This window comes from Mesorhizobium silamurunense (genome assembly GCF_014843905.1).
GTDB lineage: Bacteria > Pseudomonadota > Alphaproteobacteria > Rhizobiales > Rhizobiaceae > Mesorhizobium > Mesorhizobium silamurunense.
On sequence record NZ_LPVS01000051.1, the window covers coordinates 43,797 to 64,688 of the forward strand.

The 20,892-nt window shown below is 62.8% G+C and carries 26 protein-coding genes; 12 read left to right on the top strand and 14 right to left on the bottom strand.

The annotated features are described in order from the left end of the window. Positions 1-22: 22 nt before the first annotated feature. Together AU465_RS14100 and gatB are read right to left on the bottom strand one after the other, a co-directional pair. Positions 23-511 carry a GNAT family N-acetyltransferase gene (locus tag AU465_RS14100; RefSeq protein ID WP_192248245.1) on the bottom strand — a complete coding sequence of 163 codons (489 nt, stop codon included), beginning with the start codon at positions 509-511 and terminating at the stop codon, positions 23-25. 2 nt (positions 512-513) lie between these two features. Continuing rightward, positions 514-2,016: an Asp-tRNA(Asn)/Glu-tRNA(Gln) amidotransferase subunit GatB gene (gatB, locus tag AU465_RS14105; protein ID WP_192248248.1), complete on the bottom strand. Its 1,503-nt coding sequence runs from the start codon at positions 2,014-2,016 to the stop codon at positions 514-516. A 372-nt stretch (positions 2,017-2,388) separates the two neighbouring features. Between gatB and AU465_RS14110 the strand changes: the two genes are divergently transcribed. Then, positions 2,389-2,661: a YjhX family toxin gene (locus tag AU465_RS14110; protein WP_192248251.1), complete on the top strand. Its 273-nt coding sequence runs from the start codon at positions 2,389-2,391 to the stop codon at positions 2,659-2,661. 51 nt (positions 2,662-2,712) lie between these two features. Here AU465_RS14110 and AU465_RS14115 read toward each other — a convergent pair whose 3' ends face one another. Further along, on the bottom strand, positions 2,713-3,144 hold the full coding sequence (locus AU465_RS14115) for a CBS domain-containing protein (RefSeq protein WP_192248254.1): 432 nt from the start codon (positions 3,142-3,144) through the stop codon (positions 2,713-2,715). 212 nt (positions 3,145-3,356) lie between these two features. Further along, positions 3,357-4,094 carry a rhomboid family intramembrane serine protease gene (locus tag AU465_RS14120; protein ID WP_192248257.1) on the bottom strand — a complete coding sequence of 246 codons (738 nt, stop codon included), beginning with the start codon at positions 4,092-4,094 and terminating at the stop codon, positions 3,357-3,359. Between the two features lie 430 nt (positions 4,095-4,524). Here AU465_RS14120 and AU465_RS14125 point away from each other — a divergent pair, with 430 nt between their 5' ends. The 4 genes from AU465_RS14125 to AU465_RS14140 all read left to right on the top strand — a co-directional run bounded on the left by AU465_RS14125 (position 4,525) and on the right by AU465_RS14140 (position 7,630). Continuing rightward, positions 4,525-5,163, top strand: a complete 639-nt coding sequence (locus tag AU465_RS14125; RefSeq protein WP_192248260.1) for a PAS domain-containing protein — start codon at positions 4,525-4,527, stop codon at positions 5,161-5,163. A 176-nt stretch (positions 5,164-5,339) separates the two neighbouring features. Further along, positions 5,340-5,954 carry a PilZ domain-containing protein gene (locus AU465_RS14130; protein WP_192248263.1) on the top strand — a complete coding sequence of 205 codons (615 nt, stop codon included), beginning with the start codon at positions 5,340-5,342 and terminating at the stop codon, positions 5,952-5,954. A gap of 264 nt (positions 5,955-6,218) precedes the next feature. Further along, positions 6,219-6,824, top strand: a complete 606-nt coding sequence (locus tag AU465_RS14135) for a transglutaminase-like cysteine peptidase (RefSeq protein WP_192248266.1) — start codon at positions 6,219-6,221, stop codon at positions 6,822-6,824. A 230-nt stretch (positions 6,825-7,054) separates the two neighbouring features. Next, the gene (locus tag AU465_RS14140) at positions 7,055-7,630 is read left to right on the top strand and encodes an ankyrin repeat domain-containing protein (RefSeq protein WP_246506093.1); all 576 of its coding nucleotides are present in this window, start codon (positions 7,055-7,057) and stop codon (positions 7,628-7,630) included. Positions 7,631-7,672: 42 nt separating this feature from the next. On the opposite strand, the gene AU465_RS14145 is transcribed toward AU465_RS14140, so the two are convergent. Next, positions 7,673-8,200, bottom strand: a complete 528-nt coding sequence (locus tag AU465_RS14145; protein WP_192248269.1) for a gamma carbonic anhydrase family protein — start codon at positions 8,198-8,200, stop codon at positions 7,673-7,675. A gap of 18 nt (positions 8,201-8,218) precedes the next feature. Next, positions 8,219-8,554, bottom strand: coding sequence for a DUF6949 family protein (locus tag AU465_RS14150; protein WP_376774854.1), 336 nt, complete (start codon positions 8,552-8,554; stop codon positions 8,219-8,221). A gap of 118 nt (positions 8,555-8,672) precedes the next feature. Between AU465_RS14150 and AU465_RS14155 the strand changes: the two genes are divergently transcribed. Both AU465_RS14155 and AU465_RS14160 read left to right on the top strand, forming a co-directional pair. After that, entirely contained in the window at positions 8,673-9,392 is a 720-nt protein-coding gene (locus tag AU465_RS14155) for a hypothetical protein (RefSeq protein ID WP_192248276.1), read from the top strand. 119 nt (positions 9,393-9,511) lie between these two features. Continuing rightward, a complete protein-coding gene (locus AU465_RS14160) occupies positions 9,512-10,750 on the top strand; it encodes a cytochrome P450 (RefSeq protein ID WP_192248279.1) in 1,239 nt (412 codons plus the stop codon). A gap of 23 nt (positions 10,751-10,773) precedes the next feature. Here the strand turns inward: AU465_RS14160 and AU465_RS14165 are convergent, their stop codons facing one another. The 5 genes from AU465_RS14165 to AU465_RS14185 form a co-directional block, all read right to left on the bottom strand. Further along, positions 10,774-11,118 carry a cupin domain-containing protein gene (locus tag AU465_RS14165; protein WP_192248282.1) on the bottom strand — a complete coding sequence of 115 codons (345 nt, stop codon included), beginning with the start codon at positions 11,116-11,118 and terminating at the stop codon, positions 10,774-10,776. A gap of 5 nt (positions 11,119-11,123) precedes the next feature. Continuing rightward, positions 11,124-12,404, bottom strand: a complete 1,281-nt coding sequence (locus AU465_RS14170; RefSeq protein ID WP_192248285.1) for an O-acetylhomoserine aminocarboxypropyltransferase — start codon at positions 12,402-12,404, stop codon at positions 11,124-11,126. Positions 12,405-12,562: 158 nt separating this feature from the next. Then, positions 12,563-13,084 carry a CoA-binding protein gene (locus tag AU465_RS14175; RefSeq protein ID WP_192248288.1) on the bottom strand — a complete coding sequence of 174 codons (522 nt, stop codon included), beginning with the start codon at positions 13,082-13,084 and terminating at the stop codon, positions 12,563-12,565. Continuing rightward, positions 13,081-13,857 (bottom strand): AAA family ATPase, encoded by a 777-nt coding sequence (locus AU465_RS14180; RefSeq protein ID WP_192248291.1) that lies wholly within the window; start codon positions 13,855-13,857, stop codon positions 13,081-13,083. Before AU465_RS14180 ends, AU465_RS14175 begins: the two co-directional genes overlap by 4 nt. Positions 13,858-13,902: 45 nt before the next feature. Next, on the bottom strand, positions 13,903-14,724 hold the full coding sequence (locus AU465_RS14185) for an enoyl-CoA hydratase (RefSeq protein WP_192248294.1): 822 nt from the start codon (positions 14,722-14,724) through the stop codon (positions 13,903-13,905). A gap of 153 nt (positions 14,725-14,877) precedes the next feature. Here AU465_RS14185 and AU465_RS14190 point away from each other — a divergent pair, with 153 nt between their 5' ends. Beyond that, complete coding sequence (locus AU465_RS14190; RefSeq protein ID WP_192248297.1) at positions 14,878-15,324, top strand: PaaI family thioesterase; 447 nt, start codon at positions 14,878-14,880, stop codon at positions 15,322-15,324. 18 nt (positions 15,325-15,342) lie between these two features. Here AU465_RS14190 and AU465_RS14195 read toward each other — a convergent pair whose 3' ends face one another. Next, positions 15,343-15,936, bottom strand: coding sequence for a TetR/AcrR family transcriptional regulator (locus tag AU465_RS14195; protein WP_192248300.1), 594 nt, complete (start codon positions 15,934-15,936; stop codon positions 15,343-15,345). A 92-nt stretch (positions 15,937-16,028) separates the two neighbouring features. Here AU465_RS14195 and AU465_RS14200 point away from each other — a divergent pair, with 92 nt between their 5' ends. From AU465_RS14200 to rpsI, 3 genes are all read left to right on the top strand, one after another. Continuing rightward, positions 16,029-16,430, top strand: coding sequence for an SRPBCC family protein (locus AU465_RS14200; protein ID WP_192248303.1), 402 nt, complete (start codon positions 16,029-16,031; stop codon positions 16,428-16,430). 291 nt (positions 16,431-16,721) lie between these two features. Continuing rightward, positions 16,722-17,186, top strand: coding sequence for a 50S ribosomal protein L13 (gene rplM / locus AU465_RS14205; RefSeq protein WP_059184834.1), 465 nt, complete (start codon positions 16,722-16,724; stop codon positions 17,184-17,186). Next, entirely contained in the window at positions 17,186-17,662 is a 477-nt protein-coding gene (gene rpsI, locus AU465_RS14210) for a 30S ribosomal protein S9 (RefSeq protein ID WP_040969232.1), read from the top strand. The genes rplM and rpsI overlap by 1 nt, the downstream gene beginning before the upstream one ends. Positions 17,663-17,723: 61 nt before the next feature. Here rpsI and AU465_RS14215 read toward each other — a convergent pair whose 3' ends face one another. Further along, positions 17,724-18,632 (bottom strand): LysR family transcriptional regulator, encoded by a 909-nt coding sequence (locus AU465_RS14215; RefSeq protein WP_192248339.1) that lies wholly within the window; start codon positions 18,630-18,632, stop codon positions 17,724-17,726. Positions 18,633-18,728: 96 nt separating this feature from the next. On the opposite strand from AU465_RS14215, the gene AU465_RS14220 reads away from it, so the two are divergent. Continuing rightward, positions 18,729-19,631, top strand: a complete 903-nt coding sequence (locus AU465_RS14220; RefSeq protein WP_192248342.1) for an aldo/keto reductase family oxidoreductase — start codon at positions 18,729-18,731, stop codon at positions 19,629-19,631. A 176-nt stretch (positions 19,632-19,807) separates the two neighbouring features. On the opposite strand, the gene AU465_RS14225 is transcribed toward AU465_RS14220, so the two are convergent. After that, positions 19,808-20,866 (bottom strand): glycerophosphodiester phosphodiesterase family protein, encoded by a 1,059-nt coding sequence (locus AU465_RS14225; RefSeq protein WP_192248347.1) that lies wholly within the window; start codon positions 20,864-20,866, stop codon positions 19,808-19,810. Between the last annotated feature and the right edge of the window lie 26 nt (positions 20,867-20,892).

The window sequence follows — 20,892 nt, forward strand, 5'->3', positions numbered from 1 at the left end:
CAGGACGCTACCGCCGGGCGATCTACGCCAGCCGCTTCTCCATGATCAGCGCTGGTATTCCCGACCCGCCGCCACAATCCGCTGTCCTGCCTGCCGGCAGGAACCTGTTCGCTTCGTAGAAGGCGATTGCAAGAGTATTCGCCTCTTCCACCTCCAGACGCAGCGTCCGCGCTTCCGGGAAGCTGGCCTCGACCTCGTCGAGCAGCGATCGGCCGATCCCTTGCCGCTGACAATCCGGATGCACGTAGAGCTGATTCAAGAGGACGATCTTCGGGTCCGTGGTCGCGGAAGCGAAAGCCATGCCGCCGATGCGCTTGCCATCGTCGGCGACCAGGAATTCCGAATTGGGGCGCGTCAGCCGCGCCCTGAGCGAGGCGATCGAGTGCCAGTCGTCTGTGATTTCAGCGACCCGCTTGGCGCCATAGACGGCGTCATAAGTGGCATGCCAGGTGTCGACCAGCAACGCACGGATGGCGGCGAGATCGTGTTCGCTCGCCGTCCGCACGAACATCGCTAACCCTCGATGCCGAGCTTGGCCTTGACCAGCTCGTTGACCGCCTGCGGGTTCGCCTTGCCGCCGGTCGCCTTCATCACCTGGCCGACGAACCAGCCGGCCATGGTCGGCTTGGCGCGCGCCTGCTCGGCCTTGTCCGGATTGGCGGCGATGACCTCGTCGACCGCCTTCTCGATGGCGCCGGTGTCGGTTACCTGCTTCATGCCGCGGCTTTCGACAAGCTGGCGCGGATCGCCGCCCTCGTTCCAGACGATCTCGAACAGGTCCTTGCCGATCTTGCCGGAGATGGTGCCTTCCTTGATCAGGTCGATGACGGCGCCCAGCTGATCGGGCGACACCGTAGCATTTTCAATATCTTTTCCGGCTCTGTTGAGAGCACCCAACAGGTCGTTGATGACCCAGTTGGCGGCAAGCTTGCCGTCGCGCCCCGCTGCCACCTTCTCGAAATAGTCGGCGATCGGCTTTTCCGACACCAGCACCGAGGCGTCGTAGGTCGACAGCCCCAGCGAGCCGATCAGACGCGCCTTCTTGTCGTCGGGCAGTTCCGGCAGATGCTGCGCCAGATCATCGACATAGGCCTGGTCGAATTCCAGCGGCAGAAGGTCGGGATCCGGGAAGTAGCGGTAGTCATGCGCCTCTTCCTTGGAGCGCATCGAGCGCGTCTCGCCCTTGTTGGGATCGAACAGGCGGGTCTCCTGCTCGATCGCGCCGCCGTCTTCCAGGATGGCGATCTGCCGGCGCGCCTCGGATTCGATGGCCTGGCCGATGAAGCGGATCGAGTTCACATTCTTGATCTCGCAGCGCGTGCCGAAGGCCCCTCCGGGGCGGCGCACCGAGACGTTGACGTCGGCGCGCAGCGAGCCTTCGTCCATGTTGCCGTCGCAGGTGCCGAGATAGCGCATGATGGTGCGCAGCTTGCTGACATAGGCCTTGGCCTCGTCGGCCGAACGCATGTCGGGCTTGGAGACGATCTCCATCAGTGCCACGCCCGAGCGGTTGAGGTCGACATAGGACATGGTCGGATGCTGGTCGTGCATCGACTTGCCGGCATCCTGCTCAAGATGGAGTCGCTCGATGCCGACCTCGATATCCTCGAACTCGCCTTGCCGGTCCGGCCCGACGGAGACGATCACCTTGCCCTCGCCGACGATCGGCTGCTTGTACTGCGAGATCTGGTAGCCCTGCGGCAGGTCCGGATAGAAATAGTTCTTCCGGTCGAAGACCGATTTGTGGTTGATCTCGGCCTTCAAGCCCAGCCCGGTGCGGATCGCCTGCTTGACGCATTCCTCGTTGATCACCGGCAGCATGCCGGGCATCGCCGCGTCGACCAGGCTGACATTGGCGTTGGGCGCCGCGCCGAAGGACGTCGACGCACCGGAGAAGAGCTTTGCCTCGGACGTCACTTGCGCATGCACTTCGAGCCCGATGATGATTTCCCAGTCGCCGGTGGCGCCGGAAATCAGGCGTTTGGGATCGGGCGTGCGGGTATCGATGATGCTCATTGGGGCCTGCGGATGGCATTCGTGGAATGGTGCGATTTGCATATCATGATGCGAAAATCGCAACACTCGCTAGTGCAAACCGCCCGGCGAGACAAGCATAAAGCCCATGCGCTGGCCTTTTCCGCCGCCTTCGCCTATAGGACATCCATCCCCAATGGAGAGTGGATGTCCACTTACGCTCAGTCCCGGTAAGGCCCTGACCTCCTAGCAAGGCAGGGCGACAAAACCTGAAGCCCGTGCCGCGATTTCTCGCGGCGGCTTTTGTTGTTTTCCCGGGGAATTTCTCCAATGGACATTTCGCGCAGCGCATGACCCCGAAAATCGGAATCGATTTTCGGGTCATGCGCTAAACTGAAGTGCCACAGCGTCCTTTTGCGCGTCCAAGAGGACGCTCGGCGCTATGGGGAACAGCGCATCCTGCACCTGCTCGCACAAGGCGGGCGCATCGAAATCGAAAAGAGCGACGCCAGGAAGATTGCCTTGGTCCGGTGCCTGACACGGGACGGCTGGCATTATCCGGGCCTCGACCTGGACCTCTTTCGAAAGCTGAAACGCAAGAAAGCGGTTTCTTCGGCGAGTGGTGGCCCTTATCGCATCACGCGGCACGGGCTCGAGCTCGTCCGCGCCGAGCTCGATAACCGGTAGAATTCGTTGAGGCCCGCCGGCCGGCCAACGGCCGGCGGTTTTCTCTCGCCCTCAGGCGGTGGCGATGTAGGCCCGGATCTCCTCGGCCTCGCGCTCGACATCCTCGATGCGGCGCTTGACCACGTCGCCGATCGACACGATGCCGTCGAGCAGTCCATCCTTTTCCACCGGAAGATGGCGGAAGCGGCCTTTGGTCATGATCTCCATGACCTCGTTTACCGTATGGTTCTCGTTGCAGATTTTGACCTTGGGCGTCATGGCCGAACGCACCGGTATGTCGAGCGCGGCCGCGCCCTCCCGGGCCAGAACCCGCACGATGTCGCGCTCGGAAAGAATGCCCACGATCTTGTGGTCACCATTGGTGATGACCAGCGCGCCGATCCTGTGTTCAGTCAGGATGCGAATGGCCTCGCTCAGCTTTTCATTTGGCCCGAGCGTGAACACGTCATGGCCCTTGCTTTCAAGAATTGCCTTAACCGTCATGGCGTCCTCCTCAGCCTTGCTCGCCGGCTCCTGCCCTGACCGGCTTCCAGCCCCAGCGCCCTTGGGAAGACGCTGGGTGGCTTAAAGCGCGTCGCGGCGCACTTTAAGTTCTATGTTTGATGCATGTCGCCCAAAAACGCTACGCAAATTTGGGCGACATGCATGGCAACATCGTGCGCCGTGATTGGTTGCATTTCAAGTGCGCCGCAGCGCTACTCATGCGGCTGCGGGCGGTCGAAAAAACGCAGGCCGAAGAAGCCGGCGACAAAGCCGCCGATATGGGCTTCCCAGGCGATCTGTCCGTCGATACCTGGCGCAAAGCTGAGCAGGCCGGTGGCGAGGTTGATCACCATCCAAACACCGAGGAAGGTCATGACGCCGCGCGAACGCAGCACGACTGCGATCGGCAACGCCTCGCCGGCGAAGGCCGCCCTGCCGGACGCGCGGTCAATGCGGAAACCATAGCGCGCCGCCGCTCCCATCATGCCCGAGATCGCGCCCGAAGCGCCGACCAGCGGCATCTCGCCATAAGGGTGCATTGCCCAGAACAGCGCGACCGAAGCCAGCCCGGTCACGGCGTAGAACACCGCAAATCGGGTCGCGCCGAAACGATTGGCAAGCGGTGAGCCGAAAGCGGCAAGCCAGACCATGTTGATGGCAATATGGGCAAAACCCCCATGCATGAAAGCATAGGTGAAGGGGCGCGTGAACAGGAACCAGTCGAAGCCGTACTGCCCGGTGTAGAGCACCGGAATGAAGGCGCCGTCATAGAGCAGCGTCATTTGCTGGTCGTCGTTCAGCACATATTGCTGCAGCAGGAAGACGACCGCGCAAATCCCGATCACCGCCAGCACCACCGGCGGCAGGTTGAATACCGGCTCGTGGCGCGGCTCCGGCGCCTCTTCGTCCGGCTGCGGTTCGGGTTCAGTCGGGCTTACCGGTTCGCTCATGCGCCCCTTGCAATTGGCTGGAGACTCGATTTTCGGCCCGAGCATGTAGTTCACGCCCGATCGAATCACAAACCGCTAATCGCCCCAAGCTGAATCGGATGGGGCTCGAATCGGCAAGGCGCGAATCAAAAAGAAAGCCGTCCAAGGTTTCCCTTGAACGGCCGGTCGAGTCCCCTGCTCCCCGTAAACCCTTGACTGAAGTGCTGCCGATTGTCGCGAAACGACCGTTTTGGAGTGGTTTTCGATGTGCCACAGCCCCTGACGGCGCGCAATGTAAACCACTTGTTAACCTTAACGACCCCGACCCGTGCACAAACGTTAACGATACTGGCACGCATCCTGCTCCGCACCGCATGAAGGTCATCGGAGGGCGCCCTGTCTGTTCGCCGATGGGACATCAAGAAAGACAGATTGCCGGAGCGGAATGGACATGAATCAGAACGGATCAATCACGCTGTTCCAATATTGGAACCAGCTGCGTGATGGCCGACCTGCCCCGAAACGTTCGGAAGTCGAGCCGGCCGATATCAAGTCACTTTTGGCGGACACGTTCATCCTGGAGCGCGATACACGCGGCGAGGCCGTCTTTCGGCTGGCCGGCACCAGGCTCTGCGCCTATTACGGCCGAGAGCTCAAGGGGTTCTCCTTCCCCTCGCTCTGGCGCGAGAAGGACCAGCGGCTTATGTCGCGGCTCATCCACGGCGTCTTCGACCAGAAATCGGTGCTGCTTCTGACCTATGAAGGATTCAGTCGAAACGGCCGTTCCAACAAGTTCGAGCTGCTCGCGCTGCCGCTCGATGGCGGCGTCGAGAGCCCTCGCTGCCTCGGCATTGTCAGTGCCGCGGATAGACCGTTCTGGCTGGGTGCCGACCCGCTCGCCGATGCCCTGATTGACGCGATCCGGGTGATCGATCCCGAGAAGGAACCGATGTTCCTGAAAAACCGACCCGCGATCAATGTTCCGTCGCTCGTGCCGACGGAGCTCGACGCGCCTGAGACCATTTCGGCGCTCGGCCGTGCGCGCCGGATCCGGCATCTCGTCGTCTTCGACGGCGGGCGCAACGAGTAAGGCGTATCGCGAGGCCTATTTACCCCTAGTCAAACCTCGCTTTTTGCCCCGCGCGAGCGTCCGAGCCCCAGCCATTTAGGGTCGGCTTTTTCCCCTTTGTTAACCTGCTTTGCTGTAGCTTTTCGGGTGAAATTCCTCGCATCGTCGCGTGGAATGCCAACGGGGTGTAGGCAGTCATGAGGTCAGCGGCGGAATATGCGCCGTCCCGTGTGGAGCGGCGCAATTTTCAGCGTGTCCGGGTGAAAATCTACGGACGCTTCATGCTGGAGGACCGCACAGAGCATGCGTGCCAGGTGATCGACATGTCGCCCGGCAATGTCGCCTTGCGCACCGACCGCGTCGGCATGCCGGGCGAGAAGGTCATTGCCTATATCGACCATATCGGCCGCATCGAAGGCGTCGTGACGCGGACCTCGCAGGACGGTTTCGCCATGACCGTCATCGCTTCGGATCGCAAGAAGGACAAGCTCGCCGCGCAGCTCACCTGGCTTGCCAACAAGCATGAGTTGGACCTGCCGGAAGACCGACGCCACGAGCGCGTCGCGCCGCGCAATCCGATGAGCGTGCTGCAGCTCACCGACGGGCGCCAGTATCAGTGCCGCATCATCGATCTGTCGCTTTCGGGCGCGGCGATCGAGATCGACGTCAAGCCGGCGATCGGCGTGCAGGTCATGCTGGGGACGATGCGCGGCCAGGTGGTGCGTCACTTCGAGGACGGCGTCGCCATCGAATTCGCCGTCATCCAGCGGCCGGAAACCTTGGATTCGGAATTCAACGCGCCGCCATCCTGACCGCCGCCGAACTCAAACAAGCACCAAACCGGCCGCCAGCGGCCGGTTTTTTGTTGGCCGGATAGGCGCCTTTTCGTAGCCACACCGCATGTCGAGACCCCGAGAAGCGGGCAACGGCGCGCGGCGAATCTCAACAATTCGAAATCGAGATAGTTCAAATTTTATATTTATTCTACGGGCGTTTTACTTAATATCTACTTCGAGTTTTTGCGTCAAATAAATCCAAACGTGGCACAGTCTCTCTCAAACGGGGAGACTACCATAATGAAAATGACGAGGGGCAAGCTGTTGCTCTTGGCAATGGCGATGCAGCTTTCCGCGTGGGGCACGGCAAGCGCAGGACCGGTGTTCATGCATACGGGCGGCCGCACCACCCAGCCGGTTGGCCATTATGAATTCTGCCGTCGTATTGCGGTCGAATGCAACGAGAGGACGCCGAAAGGGCCTCCGGTCGATCTGACCCGCAAGCTGTGGGCGACCATCATCAACGTCAACAATTCGGTGAACACCCGCGTCAAGCCGCGCACCGATATGGAGATCTATGGGGTCGAGGAATACTGGGCCTATCCCGACAACGGCGTCGGCGACTGCGAGGACTATGCGCTGGAGAAGCGCCGCGAGCTCATGACCGCAGGTGTCCCCGCCGGCGACCTGTTGATGACGGTCGTGCGCCAGCCGAACGGCGACGGCCACGCAGTGCTGACGGTGCGCACCAGCCTCGGCGAGTTCATCCTCGACAACCTCGAGCCGAAAGTGCTCGCCTGGAACGACACGGTCTACACCTACCTCAAACGTCAATCGACCGAGAATTCGGGCGTTTGGGTTACGATCAACGACGGCCGCGAGGACGCGGTCGCCAGCGTCCGCTAGGACGCCAATGCATGTCGCCCAAAAGCGCGCAGCGATTTTGGGGCAACGACATGCACAAAGAGATTAGGCACGTCGCATTCATGCGGCGTGCTTAGGAAAAGCCCGGTCGAGTCCCCACCCTCCCCGTCCCCAACGACCGGGTTTTAGGAGCCGGCCCTGTCCCCGGGCCGGCTCCGCCATTTTTGCCTTCGCCCCGACAGGCCTTTCTGGTAGCCGCGGATAGGAGCAATATGGCCGTTCATTTCGGATGGAAGGCGATGCTGGAAATCCCTGACGACCGCTGTGAGCGCGCCAAGCTTTTCAAGGCCATCGACAACGCCTTCAAGGCGGGCGACTTCGAAGCCCTTTGCAAGGCGCTCGCCGGCTCGGAGCGCTGGTTCGACGAGAGTATGCCGTTCGAGCTCGGCCTCGGCCATCCGCTGGAATACGCAATCTACTGGAGCCCGGCCGCCTTCATCGCCACTCTGCTCGATGCCGGCTCGAACCCGAATTACGAGGATCATGCCGGCTTTCCTTCGATCATCGCCGCGCTGTCGACAGAGCGGCCGGACAGGCTGAAGATCATCGGGATCCTGCTTGAGCACGGCGCTGACCCGAACATGCGCGGCGTGAACGACTGGACGCCTCTGCATTATGCCGTGGCGCAGCGCGACACCGAGGCGATCCGCCTGCTGCTGGCATCGTGTGCGGATCCGACGCTCAGGACGCGCATCGATGATTTTGAAACGGCCTTGGAAGGCGCGGATCAGGCCAGTTTCGAAGCGGGGGCGTCGCTGCTGCGCGAGGCGATGTCCCGACGCGGCTAAGCCGGCGGCAATTGGTAGCGCGAAACGTCGCCCGCCTCGCTCTCAAGCCTCCTTCAATCCTGCCTTGAAGCGCTTACCGTTGTCAACATAGTGCGCGGCCGAGACGCGCAGCCTCTCGATCGCCGCATCGTCCAGCGCTCGGATCACCTTGGCAGGCGAGCCGACGATCAGGGAATTGTCCGGGAAGACCTTGTTTTCCGTCACCAGGGCGCCGGCGCCGACCAGGGAATTCTTGCCGATCTTGGCCCCGTTGAGCACGATGGCGCCCATGCCGATCAGGCTGTTGTCACCGACCGTGCAGCCGTGCAGCAACGCGCGGTGACCGATCGTGCAGCCTTCGCCGATCGTCAGCGGAAAGCCCGGATCGGTGTGCATGACCGTATGCTCCTGCACATTGGTGTCGGCACCGATCGTGATCGGCTCACCGTCGCCGCGGATGACGACGCCGAACCAGAAGCCGGCATTGCGGCCTATCCTGATATCACCGATCAGCGTGGCGTCGGGCGCCACCCAGTTGCTTTCGGCATCCTCGAACTGAGGCGCTTTCCCATCGATCGCATAGATCGGCATCCTTGTCTCCGATTCGTCTCAAGCCGAGAATTCGGCGGAGCCTAGGAGACCGGCCGCCCAGGAGGCAATGGTGATCAGCACGACGCCGAGCGCCAACGCCCAGGCCACGGCCGTGCAGCCACAGGAAAGCAGCGCCGGCGTGCTGATGCGCCCCTCGCGTCGGGCAGCCAGCGCATCATTGATGAGCATGAACGGGCCGGCGCAGGCGGTCGCCACAAGCGAGCGCACAATGTGGGCAGGCGACACATAGGGCTCGGCGAAGGCCAGCCGGCGGCCGGAGAGGATTTCCATGGCCGAACCAGCGAGGCCGCAAGCCGTCAGGCCGACCGCAAAAGCGTAGAGAGGGAGCAACATCGGATCCATCTTTACCAACCATTTACCATGAGACCCCACAGTCATGCCGACGCGTTGCAAGAGCCATGCCGCGCGCGCTGTGCCACCTGAGGACAGGTGAGCGGATCCGGAGATCGCAATGAGAGAGGCCGCCGCCGAGGAGTTCGAGGTCGTCGACTCGACCTTCATGAAGCGGGTGTTCTATGCCTTCGCGGCGCTCGCCCTGCTCTCGGTGGCCATCAGCGTCGGCGGCAAATGGCTTGGCCGGTCGATCGCCATGGCCGGCTACACCGACGCCACGGCGGTCCGGCAGGTCGTCATCGGCAACAACGTGATCGGCGTGCCGGCCAACTTCATCCGCTTCGACCAGGCCAGGCGCGACGGTATAGCCTCGCGCCTCGACCTCTACCTGCGCTATCCCGAGATGGATGGCTATAGCGCCGCCGCGCGCGACGACTTCAACCACGCCACGACCAGGAAGATCATCTTCCTGTCGTTCGAGCCGCGGATGATGTCGCGCGACATGAGCGGCCGCTTCGCGCCGATCTACAGCGCCCTGATCGTTAAGCCGGGCACGGCCGGCCCGGGCGGAACGACGCTCTACGGCTTCACCGAGAAGTCAGGCTATCTCAACGAGGTGCTGGCGGTTGTCGAGCGGCCGGGGAAAGACCCGTTCGTCGCCCGCTGCCTGAGCGGCCCGAGCGCCGAGGAATCGCTGGCGCCCTGCGAACGCGACATCCAGGTCGGCGACGATCTCAGCCTCACCTACCGTTTCCCGCGCGAGCTCCTCGGAAATTGGCAGGCGCTCGATGCCGCGATCGCCGCCAAGGTGGCCGGCATATTGAAGACGGGACATTAGAGCGCGGCGCTGAAGCCCTTGCACACCGCCCTTTGCCCCTGCCTGGCTCAACGCATCGGCTCGACGGGCGCCAAGATACGGTCTGGCATCGGGCTGACAAGGCGCGCTATTGGTCGAACATGATGCCAGACTATCTCGCCTTCGACCCCGCCAGCCGCCGCCTGCGGCTCGATCCGCACGAGCCCGCCTTCGTCCAGAACCCTTATGAGGCCTATGCCTTCCTGCACGGCGCATCGAATGCCTTCTTCTGGGAAGACTACGGCTTCTGGTGCTTTGGCGGCTTCGACGATGTCAACCGCCTGCTGCGCGACCGCCGCTTCGGCCGTCAGAACCCGGCCGGCATTCCCGACAGCCGCGGCGTCGGCGACGACCGCTCACACCTCACCGCCTTCGACGCGATCGAGGCGAATTCCATGCTGGAACTCGAGCCGCCGGTGCACACCAGGCTGCGGACGCTGGTCAATCGCGCCTTCGTCTCGCGCCAGGTCGAGCGGTTGAGACCGCGCATCGAGGCCCTGGCCAACGAGTTGATCGACCGTTTCGAGCCCGGTGGCGTAGACCTTCTGCCCGCCTACGCCTCGCCCTTGCCGATCACCATCATCACCGAGATGCTCGGCGTTCCGGTCGAGATGGGGCCGCAACTGCTCGACTGGTCTCATCAGATGGTCGCCATGTACATGCACGGCCGCACGCGCGAGACAGAGGAGACGGCCAACCGCGCCGCACGCGATTTTGCGGCTTTCCTGCGCGGCTATGTCGCCGAGCGGCGCAAGAAGCCGGGCGACGACCTGCTTTCGCTGCTGATCGAGGCCCAGGACAACGGCCAAAAGCTTTCCGAGGACGAGCTGGTTTCCTCGGCGATCCTTTTGCTCAACGCCGGCCACGAGGCAACCGTGCACCAGACCGGCAATGCGGTGCGTTCGATCCTGGCGCAAGGCGGTGATCCGCGCCGCTTCTTCGCCACGACGGAGGCAAACGCGGCAACGGTCGAAGAATGCCTGCGCTTCGACGCGCCGCTGCATATGTTCCTGCGCTATGCTTACGAAGAGATCGAAACAGCGCCGGGCATTTCGGTCAAACCCGGCGAGATGGTCGCGCTGCTGCTCGGCATGGCCAATCACGACCCGCTGGCGTTCGCCGGACCTGACGCTTTGAACCCGGCGCGCACGGACCAGAAGAACGTCTCCTTCGGCGCCGGCATCCATTTCTGCATCGGCGCGCCGCTGGCGCGTCTCGAACTACAGGTATCGTTGAAAACGCTGTTCGAACGGCGGCCAAAGTTGCGTTTGGCTGAGCAGCCGCGCTTTCGCGACAGCTATCATTTTCATGGGTTGGATAAGCTAACGGTCAGCTTCTGAAACGAGAGCCGGGCGCTGCCCGTCTAGAGCCGGATCACATATTCCTTGCGGGTGGTCTCCAGCACTTCCCAGGTGCCCTTGAAGCCCGGCCTCAGCACGAAGCTGTCGCCTGCCCTGACCGTACGCGCCTCGCCGCCGTCCTCGGCAATCACCGAGACACCCGCCAGGATGTGGCAGAATTCCCATTCGTCGTAGACGATGCGCCACTTGCCGGGCGTCGCTTCCCAGATGCCGGCATAGAGGCCGCCGTCGCGCTCCTCGACATTCCAGGTGCGGAATTTCGGCTCGCCTGAGATCACGCGATCCGGGGCCGGCGCGCCGGCCTCCGGCTCGACGGTTTCGGTACTGACCGCAAGGAAGGCCGACATCGCGCTCAGACCTTGCTGAGTGCCTGTTCGAGGTCGGCGACGATGTCGTTGACATCCTCGATGCCGATCGACAGCCGAACGGTGTCCGGCCCGGCGCCGGCCTTCACCTTCTGCTCGTCGGAAAGCTGGCGGTGCGTGGTCGAGGCCGGATGGATGACCAGCGACTTGGTGTCGCCGACATTGGCAAGATGCGAGAACAGTTCCAGCGCCTCGACGAATTTGACGCCGGCCTCGTAGCCGCCCTTGAGGCCGAAGGTGAAGACGGCGCCGGCGCCTTGCGGCGAATATTTCTTCTGCAGCGCATTGTTCTTGTCGCTGGGCAAGCCGGGATAGTTCACCCACGCGACTTTCGGATGGTTCGAAAGCCAGGCCGCGACGCTCACTGCGTTGTCGCAATGGCGCTGCATGCGGAGCGGCAGGGTTTCCAGGCCGGTCAGGATCAGGAAGGCGTTGAAGGGCGAGATCGCCGGGCCGATGTCGCGCAGGCCGAGCACGCGGGCGGCAATGGCGAAGGCGAAGTTGCCGAAGGTCTCGTGCAGCACGAGGCCGCCATATTCGGGACGCGGCTCGGACAGCATCGGGTACTTGCCCGACTTCGACCAGTCGAAGGTGCCGCCATCGACGATGGCGCCGCCGATCGAATTGCCGTGGCCGCCGATGAACTTGGTGAGCGAATGCACCACGATGTCGGCGCCATGCTCGATCGGCCGCACCAGATAGGGCGAGGCCAGCGTATTGTCGACGATCAGCGGCAAGCCATGCTTGCGGGCTATGTCGCCGATCTTCTCGATGTCGACGAAGATGCCGCCCGGATTGGCGAGGCTTTCGATGAAGATCGCCTTGGTTCTGTCGTCGATCTGACTTTCGAAGGTCGAGGGATCGTTGGTATCGGCCCAGCGCACCTCCCAACCAAAATTCTTGAAGGCATGGCCGAACTGATTGATCGAGCCGCCATAAAGCTTTGTGGCAGATACGAAATTGTCGCCCGGCTGCATCAGATTGTGGAAGACGAGCACCTGGGCGGCATGGCCTGACGCGACCGCTAGCGCCGCCGTGCCGCCTTCGAGCGCGGCAATGCGCTCCTCGAGCACCGCCTGCGTCGGGTTCATGATGCGGGTGTAGATGTTGCCGAAGGCCTTCAGCCCGAACAGCGAGGCGGCATGGTCAGCGTCATCGAAGACATAAGAGGTGGTCTGGTAGATCGGCGTGGCGCGCGCGCCGGTCGCCGGATCCGGCTTGGCGCCGGCATGGACGGCGAGCGTGTTGAAACCGGGCGTACGGGTCATCGAAACCTTCCTCTCCAGATCTTTCGAAATCGCCGGGCATTCTTGGCGAAGCGCGGTCGTGAATGCAAAGAAGAAAATACCTTTCGGCGTGCGATCTGCGGCGAACGCCCGGGAAAATCCATTTCTTCCCGGAATAATTTTGCGTGCTGGTTATCGGCCTATTTCTGCCGCACGCCAAAACTCTGGAAACCCTGCCGCATCAACGGCTTCTTCGAAGACAGCACGCCGGAATTGACGCCGGTCCAGCCGATCTCGCCCGACAGCTTGCCGTATTCGATCTTCGGGCAACGGTTCATCACCACCTTGATGCCGGCGGCCTCGGCGCGCGCAGCGGCCTCGTCATGGCGCACGCCGAGCTGCATCCAGACGACCTTCGGCAGCGGATCGAGCTTCAGCACCTGATCGACGATGCCCGGCACCGCCGCCGAACCGCGAAAAATGTCGACCATGTCGACCGGCTGCGGCAGGTCGGCCATGCTGGCATAGACGGTGCGGCCGAGGATTTCCTTGCCGGCATGACCCGGGTTGACCGGAAACACCGAAAAGCCCTTGGCGAGCAGATATTTCAGTACGAAGAAGCTCGGCCGCACGTCGTTGGGCGAGGCGCCGACCATCGCGACCGTCTTCACCGAGTTCAGGATACCGGCAATGTAGGTGTTGTCGTAGGCGTCGTGATTCATGGTTCGTCCTCATACAGCGCTTCGGCGAGAAAGGCAGCCGGATCGCTGCAGAAGTCGCGCATCATGCGAAAATGATCGGTGTCGTGAAAATCGGTCGGATCGAGGCCGAAGCGACTGATGCGGAAGAGCCGCGCATTCGGACAGGCCATCAGCAGCGGCGAATGCGTGGCCATGATCACCTGCGCGATGCCGGATCGCTCCATCCGCTGAAGCAGCTTCAACAGTTCGATCTGGCGGGTCGGTGAGAGCGCGCTTTCGGGCTCGTCGAGGATGTAGATGCCCTGCCTGCGGCAGCGTTCTTCGAAGAAGCGGATGAAGCCTTCGCCATGCGACCATGATAGGAAATCAGGCGGTGCCGCGCCAACTTCCAGCGCTGCGCGATCGAGGTAGCGTGCGACCGAATAAAAGGACTCGGCGCGAAAGAACCAGCCCGCGGTGACCTTCGGCAGCCAATGGCAGCGTAACGCGGCAGCAAGTGCCGTGCCGCTCTTGTCGATGGCGCCGGAGTGATCGACCGGCCGGTAGCCCTTGCCGCCGCCAGCCTCATCATAGCCGACCAGCGCGCCGATGGCTTCGAGCAGCGTCGATTTGCCGGTGCCGTTCTCGCCGACGATGATGGTGATGGCTGTCGTAAACTCGAACTCGAATTCGCGCTCGCGAAAGATCGGCAGGTTCCAGGGATATTGGTCCCAATCCGCGACCCGCGACGACTCAAGCAGGATGCGCTTGAGGTAGGGCGCCTTCAGCCGCGTCAGTTGCTTGCGGGCAGCCACGTCGGACCTTCAACGAAGGAAAAGCACGACTGCATCCCGCACCAGCTATTCGTCTGTCCATTCCGGCTTGCGCTTGCCGATGAAGGCGCCGATGCCTTCCTCCGCGTCGCGTGCCAGCATGTTTTCCACCATCACGCGACCGGTATAGGAATAGGCGTCGGCCAGCCCCATCTCGGCCTGGGCGGAGAAAGCTTCCTTGCCGGTCCTGACCACCAAAGACGATTTTGAAGCAATGGTTTGCGCGTATTTGTTGACAACCTGATTCAGATATTCACGCGGCACGATGCGGTTGATCAGGCCGAATTCCTTAGCGGTCGCCGCGTCGATCGTCTCGCCGGTGAGCAGCATTTCCATCGCCTGCTTGCGCGACACGTTGCGCAACAACGCCACCATCGGCGTCGAGCAGAACAGGCCTATGTTGACGCCCGGCGTGCAGAAGGTCGCCTCATGCGAGGCAATGGCAAGATCGCAGCTCGCGACCAATTGCAGGCCGGCGGCGGTCGCCAGGCCATCGACCTCGGCGATCACCGGCTTCGGATGGCGCACGATCGTCTGCATCAGGCTCGCACACGCAGCGAAGGTCCTTTCGAAGAAGGCCCTACCGCGATCGGCATCGGCGCGATGCGCGGTCATTTCCTTGAGGTCGTGACCGGCGCAGAACACTTTTCCGGACGCCGCCAGGATGATGACGCGAACGGATTTGTCTTCCTTCACACGGTCGAATTCGGCCTGCAGCGCCGCCATTGTCGCCAGCGAAAGCGCGTTGGCCGGCGGGCTGGCAAGTGTGAGGCGCAGAACGCCCTTGTCCTGGCTGGCGAGAACGGGGGCCTCCGTGACGGCGGGCTTGATGGCGACAACTTCAGCCACTTGTAAAACCTCTCGATCAGCGTCCGCGGCTCATGGAGCAACAGAACTAGCATGCTGCCGGTTGAAGAACAGCCGCGAGGCGTGTTTTCTCCGTCGCACCGTTTGGTCCAGGCATATCGCCCGGAGCTTGCCATCTCATATAGGACGCCGCTGATGCCCGCCCAAAGCAATCTGAAGCCGGTCTTGACTGCGGCCGAGGTCAACGCGCTGATGACGAGCGTATACCCGCAGCTCAACGACCGGTTCACATCTTATGAGGCGCTGGACGTGTTTCCAGGCGGCTGCACGGTGCGGCTCAATGCAGACCAGCGGCATCTGCGTCCGGGCGGCACGGTCTCGGGTCCATCGCTGTTCACGCTGGCCGACATTGGCGGCTATGTCTGCGTGCTCAGCCACGCCGGGCCGGACGCGCTGTCGGTGACCACCAATCTCAACATCAATTTTGTCCGCAAGGCCGAGGCTGGGCCAATCGACGGCCATTGCCGGATCCTGAAGCTCGGTAAAAGCCTGATGCTGTTCGACATCGACATCATCGCCGGTTCGGATGGACACACGGTGGCGCATGCCACCGGCACCTATTCGATACCGCCGAGGCGTTAGCCGAATTCCTGCCGTCGCCTACCTGTCCGCTGACGGCCCCAGGATTTGCAGGATCGTCTCACGGATGAGTTGGCGCAAGTTTGCGGGCTTGTCGAGGTGGCTGGCAATGAGCAGCCCGTCGCCGGCAACCGTCAGGATGTCGGCGGAGGTGTTGGGGTCTGGATTGCCGTCGGCAGCGAGCAGATCGCGCAGAAGGTCATGCTTCCAACGCCTGTGCTCGCCGATCGCCTGCCTCACCGGATGGTCGGGATCCGGATATTCGGCCGCTGCATTGAGAAACGGGCAGCCGCGATAGCCAGGTTGAGCGGCGGCATCCGCGACAAGGTCGAAGATAGCCAAGACCGTGTCCCGCGCCGGCCGCTTGCCGATCCTGTCGATCGCGGCTCTCCCCAGACGGCTTTGGTTCTGAATATAGGCGCGGACGAGCTCGTCCTTGGCCGGAAAGTATTTATAGAAAGTGGCCTTCGCCACGCCCGCCTCAGCTATGATCCGATCTATGCCGACCGCATGCACGCCCTCGGCATAGAAGAGCCTCGTCGCCGTATCCAGAACGCGATTGCGCGCGGAACTCTCCCGGCCGATGTCAGTGATGTCAGTAGTGTGGCCCGCCATCCGAATATCCTTTGACGCACTACGTTTTCCGGCCTACAGACAGATTTGTCTAGTAGACAGATTTGTCTACACCAAACAGGAGGTGCCCAAAAATGGGATCAGTTATCAGGGAAATGACCGTCGATGCATCGCCGGAGAAGGTCTGGCAGACCGTCGGCAACTTCGCCGAGGGACCCCGGCTGACAACGCCGGACATCTTCGTCGACTGCCGTCTGGTCGAGCCTGACTTGCGGCAAATGACCTTCGCCGACGGCAAGGTCGTGCATGAGAGGCTGATTGCCCGCGACGAACAGGCGCGCCGTATCGTCTGGGCTTGGGAGGGTGAAGAGGTCAAGCACGACAATACCTCCATGCAGGTCTTTGCTGAAAACAATGGGCGCAGCCGGCTGGTGTGGATCCACGATACCGCGCCGGACGAGCTCTGCGGCTGGCTCGCAGCCGCAATGGACCAGCTTGCGCCCGAGATTCGCCGCTCACTCGAAGCAGCCAACTGACGGTCTATTCTATCGGAGGCGTTCCGGTCATCGGCCGGAGTGCCTTTCCTTTGCGGTAAAATAATACCGCATCCTCAAACCATTGTTTTTGCTTGACTTTGGGCGCCAACAGAGATTTCACTCGCCTTGACGCATGCAGCGCCCTCGCCTATAAGCCCACCCGAAGCAGCGGCCCGGAACGGCCGCCGTTTTGTTATTGGCGGATGGCTTTAGCCGCTCCGTCAATCCAAGCAACAAGAAACGCCCTCCCTATCGCTCGTTGATAAGGGAGGTCCAACCGAGAGCAAAACCATGGCTACCTTTTCGCAGAAGCCTGCGGATGTGGTGAAGAAGTGGGTGCTGATCGACGCCGAAGGTCTCGTCGTCGGCCGCCTTGCCACTGTCATCGCCAACCATCTGCGCGGCAAGCATAAGCCCACCTTCACCCCGCATGTCGACGACGGCGACAACGTCATCGTCATCAACGCCGACAAGGTGGTGTTCACCGGCAAGAAGTACACCGACAAGGTCTATTACTGGCACACCGGCCACCCCGGCGGCATCAAGGAGCGCACCGCGCGACAGCTGCTCGAGGGCCGCTTCCCCGAGCGCGTCGTCGAGAAGGCCGTCGAGCGCATGATCCCTCGCGGCCCGCTTGGCCGCCGCCAGATGAAGAATCTCCGCGTCTACGCAGGCGCCGAGCATCCGCACGCCGCCCAGCAGCCCGTCACGCTCGACGTGGCTAAGCTGAACTCCAAGAACAAGAGGGCCTCGTAATGGCTGAGCTTTCCTCGCTCGCAGAACTCGGGACTGTCACTGCCGCCGCGCAGCCGGCCGCGCCCGTCCACGTCCAGAAGCTCGACAAGTCGGGCCGCGCCTATGCCACCGGCAAGCGCAAGAACGCCATCGCGCGCGTCTGGGTGAAGCCGGGCTCCGGCAAGATCACCGTCAACGACAAGGAATTCGCGACCTATTTCGCGCGTCCGGTGCTGCAGATGATCCTCAACCAGCCGATCGTCGCCGCCAACCGCGCCGGCCAGTACGACATCGTCGCCACCGTCATCGGCGGCGGCCTTTCCGGCCAGGCGGGCGCCGTGCGTCACGGCATCTCCAAGGCGCTGACCTATTACGAGCCGGCGCTGCGCTCCGTGCTCAAGAAGGGTGGCTTCCTGACCCGCGACAGCCGCGTCGTCGAGCGCAAGAAGTACGGCAAGGCGAAGGCCCGCCGCAGCTTCCAGTTCTCCAAGCGCTAAGCGTTTTGGTTACAAGGCTTTCGAAAGGCCGCCTCCGGGCGGCCTTTTTTCTTTCGCGCGGCTATTGGCCACGACCGGCCGGTGTCTTGATATAATCGATGAAAGCGCGCAGCGGCGCGGGCACAAGGCGCCGTCCGGGATAGTAGAGAAACGGCCCGGAGAACTCTTGCCACCAGGGCTCCAGCACAGGTTCGAGCGCGCCGCTTTGGAAATGCGGGCGTACCCAGTCTTCAAAAAGCCATAGGATGCCGAGGCCGGCGATCGCTGCATCGACGGCGAGATCGACGCCTCCACCGATGCCAACGATCAGCGGCCCTGTGGGATCGACCCGCACCACCTCGCCCTCGCGCTCGAATTCCCAAGGCGTCATCGCCCCGCTGGGGAAGCGACCGCGAAGACATGCATGTCCAAGCAGTTCGCTGGGGTGTTGCGGCCGACCATGGCGGTCAAGGTAGGCCGGCGCGGCGGATGTCGTGAAGCGCTGGATGCGCGGCCCGATCGGCACGGCGATCATATCCTGCTCCAGCCGCTCGTCGTAGCGGATGCCGGCATCGCAGCCGGCCGCCAGCAGGTCGACAAAGCTCTCCTCGGCAATCACCTCCAGACGAATGGCAGGATAGGCAGCGAGAAATCCCGGAACGATCTTGGGCAGCACCAGGCGTGAGGCGCTGATTGGCACATTGAGGCGCAAGGTGCCGGCCGGCCTGTCGCGGAAGCCGTTGACCACGTCGAGCGCTGCCTCGACCTCACCCAGCGCCGGGCCAAGCCGCGCCAGCAAGCCAGCGCCTGCATCGGTCAGAGCGACGCTGCGCGTGGTGCGGTTGAACAGCCGGACGCCGAGCTGGGTTTCCAGACGACGGATCGCTTCGCTCAGCGCCGACGCACTGCTTGCCGTCGCGCGCGCTCCCTCGCGAAAGCCACCGGCACGCGCCACCGCCAGGAATGCTTGGAGATCGTTGAGGTCAGCCATTGTTCGTCATTCCGTACAAGCTGTGCCGATTATAGGCAGTTATCGAAACAGCGAACATGACCTATTTCCTTCGTCGACAGACAAGGAGAAGCGACCATGTCAAGCAGTGACAAATCGGGCAGTGACAAATCGGGCAGTGACAAATCCGGCGCCTATAAGCTCGGCGACCGCTCGGTCCGGCGGCTTGGCTACGGCGCCATGCAGCTTGCGGGCAAGGGCGTGTTCGGTCCGCCGAAGGACCATGAGGGGGCGATCGCCGTGCTGCGCGAAGCGGTGGCGAACGGGGTCAACCACATCGACACCAGCGACTATTATGGGCCGCATGTCACCAACAAACTGATCCGCGAAGCGCTGGCGCCCTACCCTGACGATCTCGTCGTCGTCACCAAGATCGGCGCCCGCCGCAGCAGCGATGCCTCCTGGCTGCCGGCCTATTCGCCGGAGGAACTCACGCAAGCCGTGCACGACAATCTCAAGAATCTCGCGCTCGACATGATCGATGTCGTCAATCTGCGCATCATGTTCGACACCCATGGCCCGGCCGAAGGTTCGATCGAGGCACCGCTGACCGTGCTCGCCGAACTGCAGAGCAAGGGCCTGGTGCGCCATATCGGCTTGAGCAACGTCACCCGTGCGCAGATCGCGGAAGGTCGCCGCATCTGCGAGATCGTCTGCGTGCAGAACCAGTACAACCTGGCGCACAGGCAAGACGACGCGCTGATAGACGAGCTTGCCCGCGACGGCATCGCCTATGTGCCGTTCTTCCCGCTCGGCGGCTTCAGCCCGCTGCAATCCTCGACCTTGTCGGGCGTTGCTGAACGGCTGGGCGCCACGCCGATGCAGGCTGCGCTCGCCTGGCTCCTGCGACGCTCGCCCAACATCCTGCTGATCCCCGGAACCTCGTCGGTCGAGCATTTGCGGGAAAACCTCGCCGCGGCGGAACTGGAGCTGTCCGAAGATGTGCTGAGCGAGTTGGATGGAGTAGCCAAAGCGGCGTGAGGCGTCGCTTTAATCTCCCCCCCTCGAGGGGAGATGTCGCCGGAGGCGACAGAGAGGGTCGGTTCGACTGGGCGCAGCGCGGCAGATGGAGGTTGGCGCTCTGTGCGAGGCGACCCCTTCTGGCCTGCCGGCCATCTCCCCCTCAAGGGGGAGATCGCAGTTCCGGCGGCCGCGTCTCAGTTTATGCTCGCCGTACGCGCAGGCTCAGCTGGCCTCGCCTCATCAGCGTAAGGTACCCGATACCCGTTCGCCGTCAGCCATTCGATCGCCGCCCTCGGCTCGTCGGTCTGGATGATGGTGGCGCCGCGGTCGACCCAGAAACCCCAGGCTTCGCGCGGCAGGCTGGCGACGACCGCCAGCTCGTCGCCGCGACCGCCGGCGAGGAAGCCGCCCGGCTTGTTGACGATGGCGTAAGTGTCGGCCCAGAGATGCCAGTCGCCTCGGATCGCCGTCGCCCGCATGTGGGTGCTGAACAGCGGCCCGCCGCTCGTCGTCAGCATCTCGGCGCCGTTGCGCCAATTGATCAGCTCGATGGCGCGCGGCGCGAACGCCTTGTCGACCTCGCCGGCAAAGGCGGCATCATGCACCGCATCGTCGGCGAGGATCGGCATGAACTGGAAGCCGGCGCCCGCCTGGGCAAGTGCGGCCTTGGCCGCATCGATGCGCTGGCGGTTCCAGAGGTTTTCCTTGACGATCACCTGGTCGGCCATGCCGAGGTCCCGAGCCACCGCGATCATTCCCGGCAGGTCGATCACCTGCAGCTTGTTGTCGAGGTTGATCAGGATCCTGTCCTTGGTCGCAAGCAGCATCTCGCGCAGCGTCGACACCGGCTCGTTGGTGACGACGCCGGTGCCCTCGATCACCAGCCGGCATTTTTTCAGCTCGGCCAGCGTAAAGGTATCCACCTCGCCCTTGCAGGTGGTGGTGCGATCGAGCCAGCTGTCATGCATGATGACGAACTCGCCCTCTTTCGAGCGCCTGACATCGACCTCGACGATCTCGGCGCCCATCGCGATCGAAGCCTCGACGGCGGCAAGCGAATTCTCGGCATAGAGCGTCTTGCCGGCCTGCATGCTGCCGGCGCGGTGGGCGGCGATCATCACGTGGTCGCGCCACTGGTTGGCGTGCTCGAAGCGATCAAGGATTTGGGCGGCGCGCGTCTCGCCGGCTAAGCTTTGGCCGGACAAGGCAGCAAGCGTGGCGGACAGAAGAAGGCTCAGCCAGAGTGTTCGCATCGGGGAATCGCTCCGTTCCGGGTCGG